This is a genomic window from Tardiphaga sp. 813_E8_N1_3 (assembly GCF_051811025.1).
GTDB lineage: Bacteria > Pseudomonadota > Alphaproteobacteria > Rhizobiales > Xanthobacteraceae > Tardiphaga.
Genome location: NZ_JBPWQE010000001.1, coordinates 826768 through 849165 on the forward strand (window position 1 = coordinate 826768; position 22398 = coordinate 849165).

At 61.9% G+C, this 22398-nt stretch carries 18 protein-coding genes; 9 read left to right on the plus strand and 9 right to left on the minus strand.

What is annotated here, in order from left to right; all coding sequences use genetic code 11:
• Window positions 1-321: 321 nt before the first annotated feature.
• From AB8A33_RS03900 to AB8A33_RS03910, 3 genes are all read right to left on the minus strand, one after another.
• Window positions 322-1629 (minus strand): hypothetical protein, encoded by a 1308-nt coding sequence (locus tag AB8A33_RS03900; RefSeq protein ID WP_439091506.1) that lies wholly within the window; start codon window positions 1627-1629, stop codon window positions 322-324.
• 102 nt (window positions 1630-1731) lie between these two features.
• The gene (locus tag AB8A33_RS03905) at window positions 1732-1983 is read right to left on the minus strand and encodes an exodeoxyribonuclease VII small subunit (protein ID WP_089265989.1); all 252 of its coding nucleotides are present in this window, start codon (window positions 1981-1983) and stop codon (window positions 1732-1734) included.
• Between the two features lie 93 nt (window positions 1984-2076).
• A complete protein-coding gene (locus AB8A33_RS03910) occupies window positions 2077-3012 on the minus strand; it encodes a histone deacetylase family protein (protein ID WP_439091507.1) in 936 nt (311 codons plus the stop codon).
• A 309-nt stretch (window positions 3013-3321) separates the two neighbouring features.
• Here AB8A33_RS03910 and AB8A33_RS03915 point away from each other — a divergent pair, with 309 nt between their 5' ends.
• Window positions 3322-5397, plus strand: coding sequence for a putative bifunctional diguanylate cyclase/phosphodiesterase (locus AB8A33_RS03915; protein WP_439091508.1), 2076 nt, complete (start codon window positions 3322-3324; stop codon window positions 5395-5397).
• A 901-nt stretch (window positions 5398-6298) separates the two neighbouring features.
• On the opposite strand, the gene AB8A33_RS03920 is transcribed toward AB8A33_RS03915, so the two are convergent.
• From AB8A33_RS03920 to AB8A33_RS03930, 3 genes are all read right to left on the minus strand, one after another.
• Entirely contained in the window at window positions 6299-7942 is a 1644-nt protein-coding gene (locus AB8A33_RS03920) for a bifunctional metallophosphatase/5'-nucleotidase (protein WP_439095849.1), read from the minus strand.
• 334 nt (window positions 7943-8276) lie between these two features.
• On the minus strand, window positions 8277-9038 hold the full coding sequence (locus tag AB8A33_RS03925) for a crotonase/enoyl-CoA hydratase family protein (RefSeq protein WP_439091509.1): 762 nt from the start codon (window positions 9036-9038) through the stop codon (window positions 8277-8279).
• Between the two features lie 108 nt (window positions 9039-9146).
• Window positions 9147-10928: an acyl-CoA dehydrogenase gene (locus AB8A33_RS03930; protein ID WP_439091510.1), complete on the minus strand. Its 1782-nt coding sequence runs from the start codon at window positions 10926-10928 to the stop codon at window positions 9147-9149.
• A 217-nt stretch (window positions 10929-11145) separates the two neighbouring features.
• On the opposite strand from AB8A33_RS03930, the gene AB8A33_RS03935 reads away from it, so the two are divergent.
• Window positions 11146-11529: a YkvA family protein gene (locus tag AB8A33_RS03935; RefSeq protein ID WP_439091511.1), complete on the plus strand. Its 384-nt coding sequence runs from the start codon at window positions 11146-11148 to the stop codon at window positions 11527-11529.
• A gap of 13 nt (window positions 11530-11542) precedes the next feature.
• Here the strand turns inward: AB8A33_RS03935 and AB8A33_RS03940 are convergent, their stop codons facing one another.
• Together AB8A33_RS03940 and AB8A33_RS03945 are read right to left on the minus strand one after the other, a co-directional pair.
• A complete protein-coding gene (locus AB8A33_RS03940) occupies window positions 11543-13963 on the minus strand; it encodes a TonB-dependent receptor (protein WP_439091512.1) in 2421 nt (806 codons plus the stop codon).
• A gap of 106 nt (window positions 13964-14069) precedes the next feature.
• Window positions 14070-15491 (minus strand): ATP-binding protein, encoded by a 1422-nt coding sequence (locus AB8A33_RS03945; RefSeq protein WP_439091513.1) that lies wholly within the window; start codon window positions 15489-15491, stop codon window positions 14070-14072.
• Window positions 15492-15697: 206 nt separating this feature from the next.
• Between AB8A33_RS03945 and AB8A33_RS03950 the strand changes: the two genes are divergently transcribed.
• Both AB8A33_RS03950 and fghA read left to right on the plus strand, forming a co-directional pair.
• Complete coding sequence (locus AB8A33_RS03950) at window positions 15698-16318, plus strand: response regulator transcription factor (RefSeq protein WP_068734560.1); 621 nt, start codon at window positions 15698-15700, stop codon at window positions 16316-16318.
• Between the two features lie 71 nt (window positions 16319-16389).
• Entirely contained in the window at window positions 16390-17235 is an 846-nt protein-coding gene (gene fghA / locus AB8A33_RS03955; RefSeq protein ID WP_439087749.1) for an S-formylglutathione hydrolase, read from the plus strand.
• 13 nt (window positions 17236-17248) lie between these two features.
• Here the strand turns inward: fghA and AB8A33_RS03960 are convergent, their stop codons facing one another.
• Window positions 17249-17761, minus strand: a complete 513-nt coding sequence (locus tag AB8A33_RS03960; RefSeq protein WP_439091514.1) for a DUF3280 domain-containing protein — start codon at window positions 17759-17761, stop codon at window positions 17249-17251.
• 131 nt (window positions 17762-17892) lie between these two features.
• On the opposite strand from AB8A33_RS03960, the gene AB8A33_RS03965 reads away from it, so the two are divergent.
• The 5 genes from AB8A33_RS03965 to AB8A33_RS03985 are packed head-to-tail and all read left to right on the plus strand — an operon-like array spanning window position 17893 to window position 22331.
• On the plus strand, window positions 17893-19074 hold the full coding sequence (locus tag AB8A33_RS03965; protein ID WP_439091515.1) for an ABC transporter substrate-binding protein: 1182 nt from the start codon (window positions 17893-17895) through the stop codon (window positions 19072-19074).
• A complete protein-coding gene (locus AB8A33_RS03970; RefSeq protein ID WP_439091516.1) occupies window positions 19071-20063 on the plus strand; it encodes a YVTN family beta-propeller repeat protein in 993 nt (330 codons plus the stop codon). Before AB8A33_RS03965 ends, AB8A33_RS03970 begins: the two co-directional genes overlap by 4 nt.
• Entirely contained in the window at window positions 20060-20881 is an 822-nt protein-coding gene (locus AB8A33_RS03975; protein WP_439091517.1) for an ABC transporter ATP-binding protein, read from the plus strand. Before AB8A33_RS03970 ends, AB8A33_RS03975 begins: the two co-directional genes overlap by 4 nt.
• Window positions 20878-21726 carry an ABC transporter permease gene (locus tag AB8A33_RS03980; protein WP_439091518.1) on the plus strand — a complete coding sequence of 283 codons (849 nt, stop codon included), beginning with the start codon at window positions 20878-20880 and terminating at the stop codon, window positions 21724-21726. Before AB8A33_RS03975 ends, AB8A33_RS03980 begins: the two co-directional genes overlap by 4 nt.
• Window positions 21723-22331, plus strand: coding sequence for a hypothetical protein (locus AB8A33_RS03985; RefSeq protein WP_439091519.1), 609 nt, complete (start codon window positions 21723-21725; stop codon window positions 22329-22331). The genes AB8A33_RS03980 and AB8A33_RS03985 overlap by 4 nt, the downstream gene beginning before the upstream one ends.
• Window positions 22332-22398 lie beyond the last annotated feature (67 nt).

The following is a 22398-nucleotide window of genomic DNA, read 5'->3' on the forward strand; positions in this document are numbered from 1 at the left end:
TCCGGGGCTGCGTCTGGCTTCGGGGCCGTCGCGTTTCCGCGCGCCCACCGGACAACCGCAGCCTCCAGAACCGGGAAGCCTGTTTCGAGGCCTTATAATGGGCTTCGATTTTTCAGTGTGATATCTAGCATGCTTGACAACGACTTCATCTGCTCATTTTTGCCAGATGAATGAAGCGCTTATCTACGTTAACGGCCGGCGTTTCAGCCTGCTCGTCAGCGCATAGTCCTAGTCCCTTTACACCAAAGCGATGGCCAAAGCCAACCGCCGTGCCTGCGGGGGTGGCAGCACAAAGGCGCTATGGACATTCGCGCGGTGTAACTAGCCGATCCGCCGGGCGACCGGTTCCGTCTCATGGGAACTCGTTTGAGCGAGGCTTTTCGCGCCCAAATCGAGCTTTCTCCATGCGTTTTCGCGGGTGGCCGGGTCTCCATCGACAAACGCCAAAGTTGTGACCGGCTGGTTGACACGCTCCCGAAGTGGCACGGGGCCGCAGACGATCATGAAGAAATCGTAGGCATGCGGCCGCTCATTGGCCATGACGAACTGGAAGTGCACCCGGAAGAACTTCCAGCGGAACCGGTTGTAATGTTCCGGGCGGATGATTTCGCGGAACCGGACGGGGACAATGGTAGGATTCCGCCGGGCCGCGCCGGCGTCGATCCCGTGACCGGCGATGGGATCGAACGGGAAGAAGTTCATCACGTCCTTGCGGGACTGGCAGTCGATCCAGTCGATGGACGGCTCCACGGCCAGCAGCCGCAAATTGTCGCGAAAGCCTTGTGCGACCTTATGGAAGCCGACGATCGGCATATTGCCGCCGAGCGTCAGCAGCACGACGCGAGGGCCGCGGCTGCCCAGTTTGGGATCGAGCTTCAGCGCGCGGGCGAGGATTTCGGAGCCAAGGAACGAGCCGGAGCTGTGACCGACCAGCACGATTTCCTGCGCTTTGGTAGACTTGGCAACCTGGACCAGATGCTGCGCGAAGCGGTCGATCCGGGCGTCCCAGTCCGGCCGGTTGCCGTGGGAAAACTGCCAGGTGAAGATCGTATCGGCCATCAGATAGAGCAGATACGTGTGCTTTTCGGTGTATTTCAGCAATGTGCCGAGTACGGCCACGAACACCGCCGCAACGCCGCAGCCCACCAGAAATCCGTGTATTCCAAGCGCCTGCAGCCCTAACGCGAAAAGCCAGGCGATGCCCGCGGACCAGATCGCTCCGTTGAGCAGCAGGAAGTGGGGCCAGCTGATGAAGGTGGCGAAGCGCCAATGCGCCTTCCAGAACCGGCCCATGGTGCCGGAGAAGACGAGGCCCCAATAGATGGCGATGGCGTGGATCAGCGTACGCCAGATCGGCACGGCCAGATCGCGCTGGATCATGTCTTCCCAGCGCAGGAAGTCATAATCGGTCGTGGTCTGCCAGCCATCGCCGGAGGTTTCGATGCGCCAGGAGGCGGATTCATGAGCGAATTCGCCGTCCGTATGACCTTTTGGCCGGCTGACCGAGGTGGTCAGGCCATAAAGGCGGCCGAACTTGCGCAGTTCGGTCCGAAACATGCGGTAATACTGCGAGAGGCCCCGCGGATCGTATCCCTGCACATAGATGACATGACGGTGCTGGACGCGCACGCTGGTTCCCCGGACTGACGGCGGACTATAAACAGGCCGCGCCATGCGCCAAGCGCTAATTCGGCCGCGGGGTGGTGCGAGGTCTCAGCCCGGCGCGATTTCTTACTGGACGTCCAGCGGCTCGGTGCCGACCGCTTTGCCGTTCGAATCCGTGGTGATCTTGTCCACGCGCGCTTCGGCCTGACGCAACAACTCGTCGCAACGCCGTTTCAGCGCCTCGCCGCGCTCATAGATGGCAACCGACTCTTCCAGCGGCACCTTGCCGTCTTCGAGGCGCTTCACGATCGATTCCAGTTCTTCGATCGCGGTTTCAAACGTCAGTTTCTTGACGTCAGCGTGGGTGTTCTCGGCCATTCGGTTTCCCGTGTGCGCGTTTTGGAAGCGCAAAGTCAAAGATATGTTTGAGGGCGTATTGTGGCGGGTACGTTTTGCGACCTGCGCTCCCCGTCAGCGCGATGCCCCCATCAGCGCAGAGACATGGGCCGCGGCCGATTCTTTCAAGCCCTGCAGATCATAACCACCCTCGAGTACCGAGACAATGCGGCCACCGGCGGTGCTGTCGGCGAGATCCATCAGCTTGCGTGTCACCCAGCCGAAATCTTCGGCGTCCAGATTGAGCGACGCGAGCGGATCGCGGCGATGCGCATCGAAGCCGGCGGAGATGATCAGCAGTTCCGGTGCGAATTTCTGCAATTGCGGGAGGATGAGATTGTCGAAAGCGGAGCGGAATTTTGCGCTGCCGTCGCCATCATGCAGCGGGGCATTGACGACCGTGTCGTGCTCGCCGCGCTCCTGTGATGCACCGGTGCCGGGAAACAGCGGCATCTGATGCGTCGAGCAATACATCACCGTGGGGTCGGCCCAGAAAATGTCCTGCGTGCCATTGCCATGGTGGACGTCGAAATCCACGACGGCCGCGCGGGCAATGCCGTAGGTGCGCTGCGCATACCGCGCTGCAATCGCGGCCTGATCGAAGAAGCAGAAGCCCATCGGTTTATTGTGCTCGGCATGATGGCCGGGCGGGCGCGTCGCGACGAATGCATTGCTGTGCTCACCTTTCATCACCGCGTCGGTCGCGGCGATTGCGCCGCCGACGCCGCGCATCACCGCTTCCCAGGTGCCGGGGGACATCGACGTGTCGCCGTCGAGATAGACGAGGCCACTGCTCGGCGCGACATGGCGCAATTCGTCGATGTAGTGATTGTCATGGCACAGGCTGACCACTTCGAGATCGCCCTCCGGCGCTTCGCCCCGCACCAGCGCGTTGAAGCGATCCTCACCTAGTACCTGTTCCACAGCGCGTATGCGGTCGGGGCGTTCGGGATGACCGGGCGGCGTGAGATGATCGAGCGAGGCCGGATGGCTCAGAAGAAGTGTCGTCATGCAAATGGTCCGCAAGCGTGGGGTGCGCTGGTATGATGGGATGATAACCTAGCTGGTCGGGTCAGGTTCCGATAGGGGGGCATCGCTGGTGCGGTCGTCCCCTAACAGAGCTATCGATCAGAATTATGGATCGCTTTCTTCACATTCGATTCATGTCGTTTCATCGACACCGCCTGACGCCGCGGAATTGAAACGCGCGTTAAGTCGCGGCTGCTATCGGTGGAGGCCGCGGCATTCTGCGGAGAAGGTGCGCATATTCTATCGTCGGACTCCGCAGTTGCGCTCGCGTCTGGGGTGGGTTCGTACGCGATGAGTGAATCGAAATATCCAAGGCGCGTACCCCATCTCCTGCGTTCGGTATGGCCGTTCGTCGCCATCGTCTTGCTGCAGGCATTTCTCGCCGGCACCAGCATCCACATCCTGTCGTCGGTCCGCGCCTATGTCACCGGCGAAAGCCGATGGTCGAAGGGGCAGATGGAGGCGGTGCATTCGCTCAGCCTCTATGCCGAGACCGGCGACGACAGATATTATCGTCGTTATCAGGCGAGCATCGCCGTGCCGCTCGGGGATCTCATCGCGCGCCGCGCGCTCGAACAGCCGGTGCCGGATCTGCGGGCTGCCTATGACGGATTCCTGCAAGGCGGCAACGATGCCGCAGACATCCCCGGCATGATCTCGCTGTTTCGCAATTTCAGCAAGGTCGTTTATCTCGCCCGTGCCATCGAGACTTGGCACGCCACCGATCCCGTGATCCAGAATTTGGTGGATACGGCCGACGCCATTCACGCCAGCGTCACCGATGGCAAGGTGGGATCGATGCGCCTCGCAGCCCTGAAGGCGCAAATCGACCAGATCAATGAACAGACCTCGCCGCTGGCAGTGGAGTTCTCCCGGCGCCTCGGCATCGGCTCCCGCGCCATTCAAGGCATTCTGCTGGTCGCAAATGTGCTCACCGCGGCGCTGTTGATCCTGCTCGGCATCTGGCGGATACGTAATCTGCTGATCCAGCGTCAGCGCTTCGAGACGGCGCTGAAGATCGAGAAGGAGCGTGAGCAGAAATACATCTCACGTCTCGCGTTCCAGGCCTCGCATGATGCACTGACGGGGCTGGCGAACCGCCGCGAATTCGAGCGTCGGGTCCAATACGCATTGCCGCGGATCGACGCCGATGCGCGGCCGCATGCGCTGATGTTCCTCGATCTCGATCAATTCAAGATCGTCAACGACACCTGCGGCCATGCTGCCGGCGATCATCTGCTGCGGCAGGTCTCGGCCATACTGAAAAAACATCTGCGCCCGGACAATCTGTTGGCCCGCCTTGGCGGCGATGAATTCGCCGTGCTGCTGGAGCGCTGCGAGCCGGATCGTGCGGCGGCGACCGCCGAGCGATTGCGGCGGACGGTGGAAGAGCTGAACTTCGTCTGGAACGCGCGCAGCTTCAATATCACCGTCAGTATCGGCCTTGTCTGTATCGCGCAGCCCGAGGTGACGCTGGAAGAAGCCCTGCGCGCGGCCGATGTGGCTTGCTACATGGCCAAGGAGAAAGGCCGCAATCGCGTTCAACTGCATCAGGCCAGCGATTCCGAATTGCTGCAGCGGTTCGGCGAGATGACGTGGGTCCAGCGCATTCATGAGGCTCTGGAACAGGATCGCTTCTGTCTCTATGCCCAGAAGATCATTCCGCTCAGCGAGCGCGAGGATGGCACTCTGCATGTCGAACTTTTGTTGCGGCTGCGCGACGAGGCGGGGCAACTGGTTGCGCCCGGCCATTTCATTCCCGCGGCGGAACGTTATGGGTTGATGACGCTGATCGATCGCTGGGTGGTCAGGAATGCGTTCACCATTCTCGCCGCGCGATTGGTCGAACATGCCACTCCGGTCTCGACCTGCGCCATCAACCTGTCTGGCGCGACATTCAAGGATGAAAGCTTTCTGGACTATGTCCGCGAGCAGTTCCGTATCTATCGGATACCGCCGACCATCATCTGCTTCGAGATCACGGAGACGAGCGCCATCGCCAATCTCGCCGACGCCAACACCTTCATTCAGGCGCTGCAGGAGATCGGTTGCCGGTTCTCGCTGGACGACTTCGGCAGCGGCATGTCGTCCTTTGCCTATCTCAAGCACCTGCCCGTGGACTATCTCAAGATCGACGGCTCCTTCGTCAAAGACATGCTCACCGATCCGATCGACCGCGCCATGGTCGAGATGATCAGCCATATCGGCAAGATCATGGGCAAGCGCACGGTGGCGGAATTTGTCGAGAGCGACGAGATCATTGCAGCGCTAAGGGAGATCGGCGTCGATTTCGCGCAGGGCTATGCGGTGGGCAGGCCCGAGCCGTTCGATATCTATAGCGAGACCGACCAGCGGCATGTGGCGTAGGTTGAATATGGCGGGGCTCTTTCTTCTCCCTCCCCACTGCGCGGCTTCGCCGCTTGAGGGAGGGATATCGCGCCGCCTGCGCGTCTCAGCTTCTTCGAATTTCAAACAGCCAGTGCTCTTCAGACATGATTCATCGCCCCTATTATTTGCGGCGCGGGAGCGCCGTCGTCTCTTGCATTCCCACCCTCCTGTGAGAGGGCGTGCGGAACGCCGGGTGCCCGTTGCACCCTTGGGCCTGATGCGAATGCGGTCTTCCGCAATTTAGAGTGCATCAGGACTTTCGGAGGCGCCGAGCAAGTGCCCGACGTTCCGCCTGCGGTGTTTTTTCGGTTGCTTGCGCGTTGCCATGGCGAACGATCCCATCACCAAGATTACAGTCCCAAGGCGAATGGGACAGGGTGCCTCAAGCGAGTAAGCCGAACGCGTTTTGACTTGGTCGTCCGTCACACTGTCCAGGGAGTCTTTCCATCCGAAGGTCGGCCGTCTCCATGCCAGTGGCAGTGCTGGCGCAGATCCGTCCTGCCCGAAGACAGACGTCACCCCCAAACCGCGTGACGCCGCATCTCCGGCGTCCACCGCATCCCACCCCGCGAACGTGACGATCGCGATCGCCCCTCTCGGTGGGGCAGGACGGAGGGGAATATAATCCAAATCGGGATATTGTCAACGCAAATAGGAAAAAATGTTTAGCCGCGGCTATGCTGCCCCACACTGTCATTCCGGGGCGTGGCCGGCTCTTACCGGCCGCGAACCCGGAATCTCGACATGGGAGTCTCCGACAGCGCAAAACACTTCGAGATTCCGGGCTCAGTCCGGCCCGCTTCGCGGTCCGTCCTGCCCCGGAATGACGAGCCAAGAGAGGGTCGCCTCGGAATGTCGGCGTAGGCCACGCCGCATGTCCCTAATCCACCCGCGCAATTCGCACCAGCGGCATCGGCGACACCGGGCTGTTGGCCTTCATGTAAGCGTTCAGCGCATCGACATCATAGACGCCGACCAGCGGCTCCTTGCCCTCTTTCAATACCGTGAAGCCATCGCCGCCGACGGCCAGAAAGCCGTTCACCGTGATGCGATAGTTGGCCGTGGGATCGATCACCTTGCCATCCAGCATCATGCGCTCGGGCGGGACGCGCTGGCCCGCTGCCGCCGTATTATCCCAGGCGTAGTTGAAGCCTTTCGACACCTGCAGGATGCGCGGCCGGCTCGGCGTGATCCATTGCTGTTCGAGCATCGCCTTGATCTGCGCGCCTGTGAGCGTCAGCGTCACCAGTTGATTGCGGAACGGCTGCGCTGCGAAGACGTCGCCATAGGTCACGCTGCCGTCTGCCGATTTGGTGATGTCGGCGCGGATGCCGCCGGGATTGGTAAAGGCGATCACGGCGGCGCCGAGATTGTTGGCCGATGTCGCCGCGAGATGTGCATCGGCGATGATATCGCCCAGCGGGCTTTCGCCGGTTGTCATGTCGGGCATGCGCGACAGCGTTGCGGTGACCGATCCGGCAGGGCGACTGGCGATCGGCGCGGCAACCTTGTCATAGGCGGCAAGCAAGGCCGTCTGGGCGGGATCGGCGGGATAGGTTGCCGTGCGCACGATGACATTGTCGGCCTTGGCGCTGATGACATCGCGCGTGGTGCGGTCGAGCTTGAGATCGATCGTTGTGACCAGCGTGCCGTATTTGTCGCCTGACGTGACGAGGCGTCCGTCGATCTGGCAGGTATAGGCGCGGTGGGTGTGACCACTGACCACAACGTCGACAGCTCTGTCGAACTTCTTCACAATATCGACGATTGGTCCGGAAATACCCGGGCATTCATTGTAGTCGCCGGTGGGAAAGCCGCCTTCATGGATCAGCACCACGATGGCTTCGACACCCTTTGCCTTCAGTTCGGGCACCAGCGTATTGACGGTGTCTGCCTCGTCCCTGAATTCGAGACCGGCAATGCCGGGCGGCGCCACGAGGCCGGGCGTACCTTTCAGCGTCAGGCCGATGAAGGCGACGGGAATGCCGTCGAATGTCTTGATCTGATAGGGCGGCAGCAGCGGCTGGCCGGTCTTGGTATCAATGGTTGAGGCGGCGAGATAGTTGAACGTTGCGCCGGCAAAGGGATGCGGACCCTGGCAGCCATCGATGGGGTGGCAGCCGCCGTTCTGCATGCGCAGCAGCTCCTCGCGGCCTTCGTCGAATTCATGATTGCCGACCGAGGCGATCTCAAGGCCCATCATCGACAGTGCCTCGATGGTCGGTTCGTCATGAAACAGCGCGGAGAGAAACGGGCTGGCGCCGATCAGGTCACCGGCGGCCACGAACACGCTGTTCGTCTTGCCGGCACGGAGTTGTTTCACCAGCGTCGCCATATGTTCGGCACCGCCGGCGGGCACGGTGATCTTCTTCGTCCTGTCCGCGGGATCGTCGATGATGATGCCGCCGGGGGCAGGGCGCAGATTGCCGTGGAAGTCATTGATGGCAAGGACGGTGACGTCGACGGAGGAGGGTGGGGTCTGGGCGTAAGCACCCGTAACGCTGAGCGACCATGCCGCGAGCACCGCAAGTACGATGGTCTTAACCTCTCCCCGTTCCCGTGCGAAGCGCAGCTTCGCTAGGCGGGGAGAGGTCGACGGGCGAAGCGCAGCGAAGCCGGTCGGGTGAGGGGCAGGGCACGATGTCAGCAAAGCGGAAGGTCTCTCAGGTCGGATATTCGCAGCTTTGGTTGCGGTGGATAGCTATCAGTGACGCCGTCGTTTGACGCGAAAGCGACACGAGGCGTCACGATTGCGTTGACGACGGTGCCCTGCCCCTCACCCGCCGCTCGCGTAGCGAGCGGCGACCTCTCCCCGCCTAGCGAAGCTGCGCTTCGCATGGGCACGGGGAGAGATTAGATCACCCCTTCTTGCGCGCGAAGAACGCCTTGAAAGCCGCAATCGCCTCCTGCGACTTCATGCGTTCGCCGAACAGATGGCTTTCCTGATCGATGCGGCGCGTGAGATCCTCGGGCGGGAGTTTCAGGAGCCGGCGCGAGATCGCCACGGCTTCGGCAGGCAGGGCGCAGATTTCGCGGGCGACCTTGCGTGCCTCGACTTCGGTGTGACCGGGCGGCACGATTTCGTTGATGAAACCGGCGGCCTGGCCATCTTCCGCCGTCATCGTGCGGCCCATCACCAGCGCGGCGAAGGCCCGCTGATGACCCATGGTGCGCGGGAACAGCAGGCTGGAGGCGGCTTCCGGCACCAGGCCGAGATGGATGAACGGCGTTGAGAAGGTTGCGGTGGTCGAGGCCAGCACATAGTCGCAGTGGAACAGCATGGTCGTGCCGATGCCGATGGCAATGCCATCCACCGCGGCGATGATCGGCTTGGTGTTCTGCGCCAGCGAATACAGAAACTTCACGGCGTTCGACGCGCGTGGGGACTCGGCCTTTTCGGCGCTGTCCTTCAGAAAGTCCTGCAGGTCGTTGCCGGCGGTAAAGGCGCCGGAGCCGCCGGTGATGATGATGCAGCGGATATTGGGATTGTTCTGCGCGGTGTCGATCGCGTCCGACATGGCGCGATACATATCCTGCGTCAGCGCGTTCTTCTTTTCCGGCCGGCGCAGCGTGATCACGCGCGTGGCCTCTTCGTCAGTCACGATCAGATGTTCGGTCATGTCAATTCCCTGGCATAGCCCATAGCGCCCCGCAAAAATGCGCGGCTGGCGCGTTTCCTCTGCCGGATATTACATCAATCCGCTGCGGCCGATATGGTGGGCGATGGTTTATGCCAGCAAAACGGCATCGGCCGACATCACGGATTCACTGGAGTCCATCACGGTGCGTTCAAGCGAACCAGCCTGCACCGCAACATTCTCGGCGAAGAACCGCGCCAGCGTGACATAACGCGTCGCATCGCTGCCGCCGTCGATGTCGCGCGCTGCAAGCGCCTCGTTGGCCAACATGCAGCCACCGAGCGCGGAGCCGAACAGCCGCAGATAGGGCGTGGCGCCGGACAGTGCGTCGTTCGGCGCCGAGGCCAGCTTCTCGAGCAGCCACTTGCTCGAACGCTCCAGCGAGCCGAGCGCATCACGGAGTTTTGCGCCGGTGGTGCCGAAACCGGGATCGTTGGAGGCCTCGACGCGCGACACGATGCCGCCGAGTTCGTCAAGCATTGCCCACACGGCATCGCCGCCTGATGCCGCGAGCTTTCGCGTGACGAGATCGATCGACTGGATACCGTTGGTGCCTTCATAGATCGCCGTGATGCGCGCATCGCGGTAGTGCTGTGCCGCGCCGGTCTCTTCGATGAAGCCCATGCCGCCGTGGATCTGTACGCCCAATGACGTCACTTCATTGCCGATATCCGTCGAGAAGGCCTTGGCGATCGGCGTCAGCAGGGCGCCGCGTGCCGCCGCTTCGGTGCGCACCTTGGCATCGGGCGAACGTGCGGCGACGTCGAGCGCCACGGCGGTGGCGTAGCAGATGGTGCGCGCAGCGGCGGTGAGCGAGCGCATCTGCATCAACATGCGCTTGACGTCGGGATGCACGATGATCGGGTCCATACCGGCCGTCTTGCTGCCGATGCCGCGGCCCTGTTTACGCTCCTGCGCGAAGGCCAGCGCCTGCTGATAGGCGCGGTCGGCAATGCCGACGCCTTCAAGACCGACGCCGAGCCGGGCCTGGTTCATCATCGTGAACATGCAGAGCATGCCGCGATTTTCCTCGCCGATCAGATAGCCAACGGCGCCGCCCTTGTCGCCCATGGTCATGGTGCAGGTGGGGGAGGCGTGCATGCCGAGCTTGTGCTCGACGCCGGACGCATGGATATCGTTGCGTTCGCCGAGCGAGCCGTCGGCATTAACGAGGAATTTCGGAATCAGGAACAGCGAGATGCCCTTGGTGCCGGCGGGTGCATCGGGCAATCGCGCAAGCACGAAATGCACGATGTTATCGGTCATGTCGTGATCGCCATAGGTGATGAAGATCTTGGTGCCCGAGATGCGATAGCTGCCATCGGCCTGGCGCTCGGCGCGCGAGCGCAGCGCGCCCACATCGGAGCCGGCCTGCGGCTCGGTGAGCTGCATGGTGCCGGTCCATTCGCCGGTGACGAGCTTTTCCAGATAGATCTTTTTCAGCTCATCGCTGCCATGGGCGTCGAGCGCTTCGATGGCGGAGAGTGTCAGCAGCGGGCAGAGGCCGAAGGCGATGTTCGACGCGCTCCAGATTTCGGTGCAGGCGGCATTGATCGCCAGCGGCAGGCCCTGGCCGCCGAAGGCTTCGGGGCCGGAGACACCGTTCCAGCCGGCGGCAGTCCAGCGCGCATAGGCATCCGGCCAGCCGGGGGCGGTGGTGACCTTCTGGTCGGCAAGCTTGATGCCGTTCTTATCGCCCACGGTATTGAGCGGCGCCAGAACGTCACTGGCAAAGCGGCCGGCCTCTTCGAGCACGGCAGCGGTCATATCGGCGTCGAAATCGCCATAATGCCCGGCTTTCAGGGCCGCCTGCAGGCCGGCGCCGTGATTGAGGGCCAGCAGCATGTCGTTGATCGGTGCTCGGTAGGTCATGGCATCTCGCTCCCAGAAATTTTTTGGGTACACTTTTCAGCTTTCCGCCGTCTTCCCACGAAACGGGCGGCCCCTCAACACGCCAAAGGGCGCATCCGGGGCTGGCTGTGGCTGGGGCGGGAAGCTTCGAGCCTCCGTACGGGGAAGCTAAATCCAGCAACTTCTCCAGCATTATCAAGGACTATTCTAAAGGTGACTTGTGCGATAGGACGCATTCATGTTGACGCGGATCAAAAGCTGGGCACAACACATCAAGACGGACACCCATGCCGTCTATCTCGCCGCGCGCGATCCGCGGGTGCCGTGGTTTGCGAAAGTTCTCGCGATCGCTGTCGCCGCCTATGCGCTGTCGCCGATCGATCTCATTCCGGATTTCGTGCCGGTTCTTGGCTATCTCGACGACCTGATCATCGTGCCGCTGGGTATCTGGCTCGTGGTGGCGCTGGTCCCAAGCGAGGTGATGGCGGAGTACCGGATCAAGGCGCGGGAGGCTGCAGAACGCCCGACCAGCAGATCGGGCATGATCGCCATCATCGTATTGTGGCTCGCGAGCGCACTCCTGCTCGGGTGGCTCGGCTATCGCTACTGGACGCGGGCCTGATCGCCCACGCCCGTCAGAACCTGACTTTCACACCCGCATAGAAAGCACGCGGCCGCGCCGGGCTGACCGAACGTGCGTCTGTGAACTGAGCACCGCCATTGGCAAAATTCGGCACCGAGTCGGTCTCGAAGAAAGTCCCGTAGGTCGAATAGCGCCGGTCGAGGACGTTATCGACGCGGGCAAAGACCTGCACGGATTTGTCGATCTGATACGACGCGTGGGCATTGAACACGGTATAGGCTTCAAGCTTCGGCGCCTGGTTGGAATCGTCACCGACGAAATACTGGCTGCTGACGAACAGCGCATCAGCCCCGACCTTGAAAGCGTCGGTCACCGCATAGTCGAACCCGGCCTTGACGCGGTGACGCGGGATCGCCGGGATCTGGTTGCCGGGCAGGATCTGGACGTTGCCGTCGTCGTCCTTGAACGGGCTGTTCGAGCCGATCGCGAGCGGATCAAGGAAACGCGCATCGACGAAGGCATAGCTGGCATAGAGCTGCAGGGTCGGCGCACGCAGTGTGACTTCCGCCTCGATACCCTGCCGGCGTGTCGAGCCGACATTCTGGAAATAGCCGTAGCCCTGCAGCACCGGGCTCGGGATCGCGAGAATGTCATCGGTGTTGGTGGCGCGGAAGGCACCGAGCTTCCAGCCCAGCGTGCCCGCATTCAGTTCCTTCGTGCCACGCAGACCGGCTTCTATGGTGTGCGAAACCACCTGCTTGAGCGGCGGATCGGAGATCAGGAAGGCACCGACGATGCAGGGATTGGCAGGGTCGGCGCAGCCGAGTTCCAGCGGGGTCGGCGCGCGGTTGGCTTCCGAATAGCCGGCATAGGCGGTCAGCTCAGGCGTGATCTTGTAGGTGCCGCCGATGATCGGATTGAAACGATTGAAAGTGTGGTCACCGTTGAGCGCGGTGCCGATCTGATCCTCGAGCACGATCTGCGCCGTGTTGAAGCGACCGCCGCCGGTGATCGAAAAGGCATTGGTCACATCGAATGTGTCGAGCGCGTAAATGCCGCCATATCGATTGGTGGTCCGCAGCGACACCGGGCCGATCGCGATCGGATCGCCGGACTGACCGAGAGCAATCCCGCTGCCGGTGACGACGTAATCCGGGCCGATCGTGCCGAGTTCGGCGCTGGCCGTGAAGTGACTGGCGCTGGACGAATAGCTGGCGCCGACGACAAAGCGGTTGTTATGGCCGAACAGCTGATCGGTATTGGTCGCCTGCAGGGAGCCGCCCACCGTGGTCGAGCGCGTCGCGGTGCGATCATTCTCGCCAAGAACGGCACCGGGCGCGAAGGGATTGGCAATTTGCGCGCCGTTCAGGCCGTTGGCCGGCGTGTCGTCATCGCCGAAGCACAAGAGGGTGGGATCTTCGCAGGGCTGGGTGCCGGTCGGATTGCCATCCTGGGTCTTGTTCCGGAAGAAGCGAAGATGCGCCGCCGCCTCCACTGTCCAGGTCGGCGTCGCCTCGACCTTTCCAGTGAAATTGAGATAGCCGACGCGGTTATTCGAGGTTTGCGGCGTCGTATAGGTTGCGCCATAATTCTGCTGCAGCAGCTCGACCGGAACGGTCGCCGAGGCGCCAAACTTGTTGTTGGCGACGCCCATATTGAGGTGAAGCTCGCTGCTGTCGCTGCGATAGCCAACATCGCCATAAAAGCGTCGGACGTCCGATGTCGCGAAGTTGCGGAAGCCCTTGTCATGCAGGCCTTCGAGGGCGCCATAGACGGCGAAGCCCTCGACCTGCTTGCCCCATTGCGCCGAGCCCTGGATGCGGCCGAACGAGCCGCCCATCGTGCTGAGCTCGGCTCCCTGATAGTTGAAACCGTCCTTCATCTGGATGTTGACCGCGCCGCCCAGCGCGTTGAGGCCGAAGGCGGGGTTGTTGGTGACCACACTGACCGAGCGGATCGCCGCTGTCGGGATCAGGTCCCAATTGACGGTGTCGCCGAAGGCCTCGTTGATACGCACGCCATTCTGATAGACCGCGAGCCCCTGCGGCGTACCGGCCACCGGCGACGCCACGAAACCGCGAAATTGCAGATCGGGCTGGAAGGGATTGCCGGCGACTTCGTTGATCAGAATGCCGGGCACTTGCTGCTGCAGGGCATCCGTGACGTTCAGGGAATTGGCACGTTCGATCGCGCGGGCATCGACATAATTGATACTCGCCGTGACCTTGTCGACGTCGATGCCGGAACGCGACGTCGGCGTGGTCGGATAGACGTAGACCGTCCGCGGCCGCTCGGTGGTGACCCGTTGGGTCGTCTGACGCCGGGGGCCGCGTTTGCTGGCGGTGGCGGGGGCGGACACCACCACCGGAGGCAGCACCTGCGGTTCTCCAGGCGGACTTTGCGCAAAAGCCGTTTCGGAAACCGGTAGAAGACCCGTCGACAGCGAAGCCACGACCAGCACTCTTACGCGCATCTATTTCACCCCATTCCGCGTCGGCGCTCTGATGGCACCGTTCGGTAGCGTGATACTAGCGAGTGTGAGAGGCTGCGCTATCTGCAAATGTCGAAATCCGTCTCAGTTATTTTCCCGATAAAGTCGGGACAAATTCCCGATCGCGCGTTAGGGGCGCATTTGGCAGCGGCTCCGTCACGGGAATGATAGCCTCGACAGTCACACCGTCCACATCAGATCTGACCGTGAGCGTCCCGCCCAGGGCCCAGACCCGCTCTCTCATACCGACCAGACCAAAGCCGCCATTGCGATCAGGATCAAGGCCGCGGCCATTGTCACGCACGCGGACCAGTACATTGTCATATTCAGGTTTCGCCGCCGCACCCATCGCCGGTTCGATCACCACGCTCACGGCAGAGGCTTGCGCGTGGCGGAACACATTGGTGAGGGCTTCCTGAACGACACGATAGGCGGTCAGCTCGGCGACCTCACCAAGGGGAGCAAGCGTCGGCGATACCAGGCTCTCGATCATGACCTCCGGATGGGATTCGCGCCAGAGACGCAGCAAGACCGCAACAGCACCGGACAAACCGAGATCCGTCAGCCCGACCGGTCGCAATCGCTCGAGAATGCGGCGATTGAACTGCTGCAAGACATCGACCTGCGCCAGAATGGCGGTGCCGTGCCGCGACAAGGCACCTGTGCCCGACGGATCGTGATCGGCGAGGCGCATCACCGCGCCTGCATGGGCGCGCAGGGCGAACAGATACGGCCCGAACTCATCATGCAGTTCGCGTGCGATATCCCTGCGCTCGATATCCTGCAGCGAGACGGCCCGTTGGGCCAGACGTCGCCGGTCCTCGAGCACATCGCCCAATGTGGCGGCGAGATGATTGAGCCGGATGCAGAGTGCGGCAAGTTCCGGCGCTCCCGCGGGGGCGACGCGCGCCTGATAGTTCCCGGCTTCGATATCGACCATGGCCTGCGACAATGCATCGAGCGGCGCCAGCGCCCGCCTGACGACCAAGCTGGTGACGACGAACAGCACCATTGCAACGATCAGACTGAGTGTCAGTTGGGTGACGATGCCATCCCATATTTCCCGCATCTCGTCATCGGGATGTGAGGTGATCAGCAGCGTCTGCCGCTTCTCGCCAACCATCACCGACACCGACTCCGATATCCGCTCCGGGTGAATCAATGATACGAACCACGATGGCGGAGAGCCTGCACGGTCGCTCCGATCCTGACCGTCACTTTTCGGGGACGGCATGTTCCCATCGCCTTGCCTGACAATACTGACATGTCGCAATCGATTGAGATCGGCGACAATTTTATCGAGCCGCGCATTCGGATCCTGCGCTTCGCTCAGGCCAGTTCCGATACTTTCGATGACTTCACGCGTCAGCCGGATCACGCTCTGATCCTCGGCCTGGACGCGCGGGCCAGCTTCCAGTGCGAGCCGCGCGACATTGGCGACCAGGCCAAGAGCGAGTACGAGCGCTACCAGGAGATTGATCCGCGCGCGCAGCGAAAGATTCTGCCACATGACCATGCTTTCACTCGCATCTCGCCTGCATGCCGCGACTATGAACTTGACAGCGAAATTCGACGGCGATCATATCGGATCGAGGCGACCTTCGATTGTCAATCATGTCACTCCAAAGGCGCGCGGCTGATGCAGCGCAGCAATCGAGGAGCAGGTCGAGACTTGCTGACAGAGTTTCTGGCCGACAGAGTTTACGGGGTTAACCCATGCGCGTTCTGATCGTCGATGATCACCCCATCGTCACATCGGGCTGCCGCGCGGTGTTCGCGGACGATCCGGAGATCGAACTGCTGGAAGCGTCCGATGCCGCCAGTGGGGAGCAGGTCTTTCTGACCGGAGACCCCGATATCTGCATCATCGATATCAACCTGCCGACAGTGTCCGGATATGAACTGGCGCGGCGCATCCTGCTGCGCGACGACACGATGCGCATCATCATGTTCAGCATGAATGACGACCCGATCTTCGCAGCCCGTGCGATCGAGAGTGGCGCCAAGGGCTATGTCTCCAAGACCGGCGACCCGCACGATCTGCTGGAGGCCGTCTATGAGGTTGCGCGCGGCGGCGTGTATCTCCCACCGGCGATGGCACGAAGCCTTGCTTTTGCCGGTCCTGCGCTGACGCAAAGCCCGCTGTCGAAGCTGAATTCGCGCGAGATGGAGATCCTGCGACTGCTCGGTGCCGGCAAGAGCCTCGCCGAGATTGCATGGATGGTTCACGCCTCCTACAAGACGGTCGCCAATACATCGTCACTCATGCGGCAAAAGCTCGGCGTCCGCAGCTCAGTCGAACTGGTGCGCTTCGCCATCGAGCGTGGCATCGCCTGACCGGGCGTCCCTGACCAGACATCACTTGTTTCGGCGATGTCGCATCGCTGCCGCATCCAACCGGTAAAGTCATGACCATGCAGACAGTTTCGCTCAATCGATCATATGGCGGCACACAGGGCGTCTACAAACACGCCAGTCGCGCGACCGGAACTGACATGACATTCTCGGTCTATGTGCCGCCGCATCAGGACGGCGTCAGGCTGCCCGTGGTTTGGTATCTCTCGGGCCTCACCTGCACCCACGCCAATGTCACCGAAAAAGGCGACTTTCGTGCCGCATGCGCCGAATTGGGGTTGATCTTCATTGCACCGGACACGAGCCCGCGCGGTGCCGATGTTCCCGGTGATGCCAACAATGCCTATGACTTCGGCCTTGGCGCCGGCTTTTATGTCGATGCCACCCAGGAGCCCTATGCGCGCAACTATCGCATGTGGAGTTATGTGACCGAGGAGCTGCCGCAGCTCGTAGCCGACCAATTCCCCATCGATAGCAGTCGTCAGTCGATTCTCGGCCATTCCATGGGCGGGCATGGCGCGCTGACCATTGCGCTACGTCATCCCGATCGTTACCGCGCGGCCAGCGCGTTCGCTCCGATCGTAGCGCCATCGCTGGTGCCGTGGGGGATCAAGGCGCTGGGAGGCTATCTCGGCGACGACAAAGCGGCGTGGCGAAAGCACGATGCGGTTGCCCTGATCGAGGACGGCGCGCGATTCCCCGAATTACTGGTCGATCAGGGTGACGCCGACAATTTTCTGGCCGAACAATTGCGGCCTGAACTGCTGCAGAGCGCTTGCACAAAGGCGGGCATTCCGCTGACGCTGCGCCACCAGCCCGGCTACGATCACAGCTACTATTTCATCTCGACCTTCATGGCCGATCATCTGCGCTGGCACGCGGCGCGGCTCAAAGGGTGAGTTGCGGCTCGCATTACTGCGGCTGCGGGACACCGTAATTCGGAGCGAGCAGGCGGTTGCGAACCAGATAGCTCGTCGCGCGCGACCAGCTTTCATCGGTATTGCCGCGCAGGTCAGCGCTCATTGTGGCGACCAGCCGCCCGGTGTGAACATTTCGCAGGGTGATGTTCATATTGAGGATCAGGTTCGAGACCTTCTGTACGAGCCCCGTAATGACAAGGTCGGCGCCGATCTGCTGCGCGAGTTGTACGTCACAGCCGCCGCATGCCTGCAAATTCCGGCCTTGCGCCGCAACATTGAGGGATGACATATCCAGCAGCTCGAAACGGCCGGACTGCTTCATCTCCTCGCGAAGCTGGTCGGCAGCATGGAGCAGTCTTGCCTGCTCGTCGCTGCGGCGTCCCTTCACCTCGCCTTCGAGGCTCGTATCCAGCCATTCGAAATTGAACACCGCCACTTTAGGCGCTGCGGCCTGAGCCGTCGCCGTCATCATCAGTAACAGCACGGTGATCGATAGGGCTCTCATCGCGGACCTCGCATCATTAAAATGCAACGCGTCGGCAGAATCCGAGGTTGCAAGCTACGATAATTGGTTCATGTTTCAAGCCACGAGACCCTTCACCGGCGCCAAGCCGGGAAGGAGTAGCCGGAGGGAACATGATACGGTGGTTGATCGGCGCGATCAGTCTCTGCGCCGTGACGTCGTCTGCGCTGGCGGCCGAGCCGCTGACGATCAGCATCGGTTATCTCGGTCAGGCCGGCATCAAGGCAACTCTTTCGCTGGTCGAATTACCGTCCGAGAACGATGGCATCGCCGGGGCGCGGCTCGCCATCGAGGACAACAACACCACGGGCAGGTTCCTGAAGCAGCAGTTCGGGCTGGAGGAGGTCCGTGTGAAGGAGGGCGACGATGTCGCCGGAGCCGCGCGCAATCTCGCTGGCCGCAATACCTTCATCATTGCCGACCTGCCACCCGATGCATTGCTGCAGGCGGCCGACGCGGTGCGTGATCGGGGCGGCATCCTGTTCAATGTGGGTGCTGCCGACGATCGGCTACGTGAGGCGGACTGCCGTGCCAATGTGATCCATATTGCGCCGACGCGATCGATGCTGGCGGATGCGCTGGCGCAGTATCTGGTGTGGAAGCAGTGGAAACGCTGGCTGCTGGTGGTCGGCTCGCATGATGACGATCGGCTTGAAGCCGACGCCTATCGCCGGGCCGCCGCCCGGTTCGGCGCAAAGATCGTGCAGGAACGTATCTTCGAGGACACTGGCGGCGCGCGGCGCACCGATAGCGGCGTCACATTGATCCAGCGCCAGATCCCGGTCTTCACACAACAGGCACCGGCCTATGACGTCATGATCGCCGCGGACGAGAGCGAGGTCTTCGCCTCCTATTTGCCGTATCGCACCTGGGATCCACGGCCAGTCGCGGGATCGGCGGGTCTGGTGCCGACCAGTTGGCATGCTGCACAGGATCAATGGGGGGCCGTGCAGATCCAGAACCGCTTCACCAAACTCAACGCGCGCCGCATGACAGCGCGCGACATGCAGGCCTGGCTCGCGACCCGCATGATCGGCGAAGCCGCGTCCCGCACGCGTTCGGGCGACGGCAAAGCCATTCTGGCGTTTCTGAAGTCGCCCGATTTCTCCATCGCCGGCTTCAAGGGTCAGCGGCTCACGATCCGTGACTGGAACCTGCAGCTACGCCAGCCCATCCTGCTGGTCGACGGGCGCATGGTGATCTCGGTATCGCCGCAGGAAGGCTTCCTGCATCAGGTCTCAGAGCTCGACACGCTCGGTATAGATCGTCCGGAAAGCAAATGCAGGCTGCAATGATGATGAACAGATCGAAGATGCTGCGCCGTGTCTGGCTGTGTGGGGCGGCGATATGGCTTGCAACAGCAGCGCCTGCATCGGCCTTTCTCGCTTATGTGTCGAACGAGAAGAGCAACACGGTTTCGGTGATCGACACCGACAGCTGGACCGTCACCGCGACCATCAAGGTCGGTCAGCGTCCGCGCGGCATCGAACTGACGCGCGATGGCAAGTCTGTACTTGTCGCGGTCGGCGACGACGACACCATTCAAATCATCGACGTCGCCAGCCAGAAGGTGGTCGACTCGCTCCCATCCGGTCCGGACCCCGAGCTTTTCACCCAGGATGCCGCCGGCAAGATTCTCTACGTCGCCAATGAGAACGACAACACGGTGACCGTACTCGATCTCGAAAAACGCGTGCGCATCGGCGATGTGCAGGTCGGTGTCGAGCCCGAAGGCATGGCGATCAGCCCTGACGGCAAGATCCTGATCAACACGTCCGAAACCACCAATATGGCGCATTTCATCGACACCGCGACGCGCGAGATCGTGGCCAATGTCTTGGTCGACGCCCGCCCGCGCTTCGCGGAATTCAAGCGCGACGGCTCGGAACTGTGGGTGTCGTCCGAGATCGGCGGCACCGTGTCCGTGATCGATCCCGCCAAGCGGGTCGTGACCGACAAGATCGAGTTCAACATTCCGGGTCTGCGGCGCGAAGCCATTCAGCCGGTCGGCATCGGCATGACCCGGGATGCCAAGATCGCTTTCATCGCGCTCGGCCCCGCCAACCGGATCGCGGTCGTCGATGCGGCGACCCACAAAGTGATCAAGTATCTGCTGGTGGGCCAGCGGGTCTGGCACATGGCGTTTACCCCCGATGAGAAATATCTGCTGGTCACCAACGGCGTCTCCAACGATGTCTCGGTCATCGACGTCGCGGCGCAGAAAGTCATCAAGACCATTCAAGTTGGCGAATTGCCCTGGGGCGTCGCCATGGCACGGCCATGACCACAATCGACACATCGCGCCCCGAACAGATCGCGCGCGACGCGCCGGAGCCAATTGGCGCGCCGGCGATCACACCGGCTCTGTCGGTCACAGGCATCAGCCATTGCTATGGTCGTCGCCAGGCGCTGTCGGACGTCTCCTTCAACGTCGCACCGGCGAGTTTCACGGCTCTGCTCGGCCTCAATGGTGCAGGCAAGAGTACGCTGATCGCGCTGATCACCCGGCTGTTCGGTATTCAAACTGGACGGATCAGCGTATTCGGTCACGACATCAGCGACGCGCCGAGCGACGCCTTGCGGCTGCTTGGCGTGGTGTTTCAGCCGCGCACGCTCGATCTCGATCTGTCTGTCATGCAGAATCTGCTCTATCACGCCGCGCTGCAGGGCATCGCGCGGCGCGAGGCCCGCCTGCGCGGCGACGAGGTAATTGCGCGCATCGGCCTTGCCGACCGGGTGAACAGCCGGGTGCGCGATCTCTCCGGCGGACAGATGCGACGTCTCGAGATTGCCCGCGCATTGCTGCACCGGCCGCGGCTGTTGTTGCTGGATGAAGCAACCGTTGGCCTCGACGTGCAAGCGCGCGCCGATATTCTTGCGCATGTTCGGACGCTGGTCGCGGAACAAGGCATCGGCGTGCTGTGGGCAACACATCTGTTTGACGAAATCGCCGCCAGCGACGATCTCGTCGTGCTGCATCACGGTCATGTGCTCGCACGCGGTCCCGTGACGCAGATACTGGGCGAAACCGGCGCTGCCAATTTCGACATGGCCTTCCGGAGCATGACCGACGCGGCCGACCGGGCCGGGAGGTCATCGTGAGTACGACATTCGTCACGCATGAGCGTCGCAGGCTGGGCTTCGGCAATTATGTCACCTGCCTCAACGGCATCCTGTGGCGGGAGGCGTTGCGCTTCCTGCATCAGCGTGAACGTTTCGTCTCCGCGCTGGTGCGTCCGCTGGTCTGGCTGTTTATTTTCGCCGCCGGCTTTCGGCAGGTGCTGGGTATCTCGATCATCCCGCCTTACGAGACCTATATTCTCTATGAGGTCTATATCGCGCCCGGCCTGATCGCGATGATCCAGTTGTTCAATGGTATGCAGTCCTCGCTGTCGATGGTCTATGACCGCGAGATGGGGAATATGCGGACGCTTCTGGTCAGCCCGCTGCCGCGCTGGTTCCTGCTGGTCTGCAAATTGCTGGCCGGGACAGTCGTCTCCCTGCTGCAGGTCTATGCATTTCTCCTGATCGCGTGGTTCTGGGACATCGCTCCGCCGCTCATTGGCTATCTCACTGTTCTGCCGGCACTGATCCTGTCCGGATTGATGCTGGGATCGCTGGGCATGCTGATCTCGTCGCGCATCAAGCAACTGGAGAATTTTGCGGGGGTCATGAACTTCGTCATCTTCCCGATGTTCTTTGCGTCATCCGCGCTCTATCCTTTGTGGCGCGTGCAGGAGGGCAGTCCGATGCTCTATTATCTCTGCCTGTTCAATCCCTTCACCCACGCGGTCGAACTGATCCGCTTCGCGCTCTATGACAAGGTCAACTGGGTCTCCCTGGCCGTTGTCGCGGGCTGTACCGCCGTCTTCATGATCGGTGCAATCATTGCTTACGATCCCGGCCGTGGCCTTGCCCGCCGGGCACCAGCCGGGGGCGAGACATGAACGGACCGATCGGCATCATCACAGCACTCTTGTTGATCTGGTCGGGCGCTGCGCAGGCTGCCGATCCGCGTTATCCCGACTGGCCGTGCGTTCAGGCCAAGGTGCCGGAAATCTCGCTGGCTGCCGTCTGGGCCGGACCGCCGATCGACGATGTCGCCAGCGCCTGGAAGGACGACGCCCAGGTCAGCACACTTGTCGAACGTCTGGCGACGCGGCGGGTGCCCCTTGAGGAAGCGCAGAAAGCGGTCACGGACTTTCTCGCGCGATCGCCGGACAAGGCGAGGGCAGGCAAGCTGATCTTCGCCGGGCTGTTCGACAGCTTGAACGCACAGCGAGCGACGGTGCTGGCCGGGCTCGAACGCGTCACGCGCAAACAGCGCGAAGCGGCCGATCGCGTCCGCGCCGACACGGTCACGCTGCAGACACTGCAGAACGCGTCGCCACCCGATCAGGTGAAGATCGACGAACTCAACAACAAGCTGCTATGGGAAGCCCGCATCTTCGACGACCGGCGCCGCGTCGTCACCTTCGTCTGCGAGGTGCCGACATTGATCGACCAGCGGCTGTTCGCGCTCAGCCGCACCATCCAGCAGGAGATGGAATGATATCGCGTGCCGGGGCGTGGACTCATAAACTCGGTTGGTGTGACGCGAGGAAGGTTACGTCCGCTTT

Coding starts and splice junctions, on each gene's coding strand:
- AB8A33_RS03915 (WP_439091508.1), top strand. CDS start 3,322: ATGAGTGAATCGAAATATCCAAGGCGCGTACCCCATCTCCTGCGTTCG.
- AB8A33_RS03985 (WP_439091519.1), top strand. CDS start 21,723: ATGAACGGACCGATCGGCATCATCACAGCACTCTTGTTGATCTGGTCG.
- AB8A33_RS03905 (WP_089265989.1), bottom strand. CDS start 1,983: ATGGCCGAGAACACCCACGCTGACGTCAAGAAACTGACGTTTGAAACC.
- AB8A33_RS03940 (WP_439091512.1), bottom strand. CDS start 13,963: ATGCGCGTAAGAGTGCTGGTCGTGGCTTCGCTGTCGACGGGTCTTCTA.
- fghA (WP_439087749.1), top strand. CDS start 16,390: ATGACCATGCAGACAGTTTCGCTCAATCGATCATATGGCGGCACACAG.
- AB8A33_RS03975 (WP_439091517.1), top strand. CDS start 20,060: ATGACCACAATCGACACATCGCGCCCCGAACAGATCGCGCGCGACGCG.
- AB8A33_RS03970 (WP_439091516.1), top strand. CDS start 19,071: ATGATGATGAACAGATCGAAGATGCTGCGCCGTGTCTGGCTGTGTGGG.
- AB8A33_RS03930 (WP_439091510.1), bottom strand. CDS start 10,928: ATGACCTACCGAGCACCGATCAACGACATGCTGCTGGCCCTCAATCAC.
- AB8A33_RS03925 (WP_439091509.1), bottom strand. CDS start 9,038: ATGACCGAACATCTGATCGTGACTGACGAAGAGGCCACGCGCGTGATC.
- AB8A33_RS03965 (WP_439091515.1), top strand. CDS start 17,893: ATGATACGGTGGTTGATCGGCGCGATCAGTCTCTGCGCCGTGACGTCG.
- AB8A33_RS03945 (WP_439091513.1), bottom strand. CDS start 15,491: ATGTGGCAGAATCTTTCGCTGCGCGCGCGGATCAATCTCCTGGTAGCG.
- AB8A33_RS03910 (WP_439091507.1), bottom strand. CDS start 3,012: ATGACGACACTTCTTCTGAGCCATCCGGCCTCGCTCGATCATCTCACG.
- AB8A33_RS03935 (WP_439091511.1), top strand. CDS start 11,146: ATGTTGACGCGGATCAAAAGCTGGGCACAACACATCAAGACGGACACC.
- AB8A33_RS03960 (WP_439091514.1), bottom strand. CDS start 17,761: ATGAGAGCCCTATCGATCACCGTGCTGTTACTGATGATGACGGCGACG.
- AB8A33_RS03950 (WP_068734560.1), top strand. CDS start 15,698: ATGCGCGTTCTGATCGTCGATGATCACCCCATCGTCACATCGGGCTGC.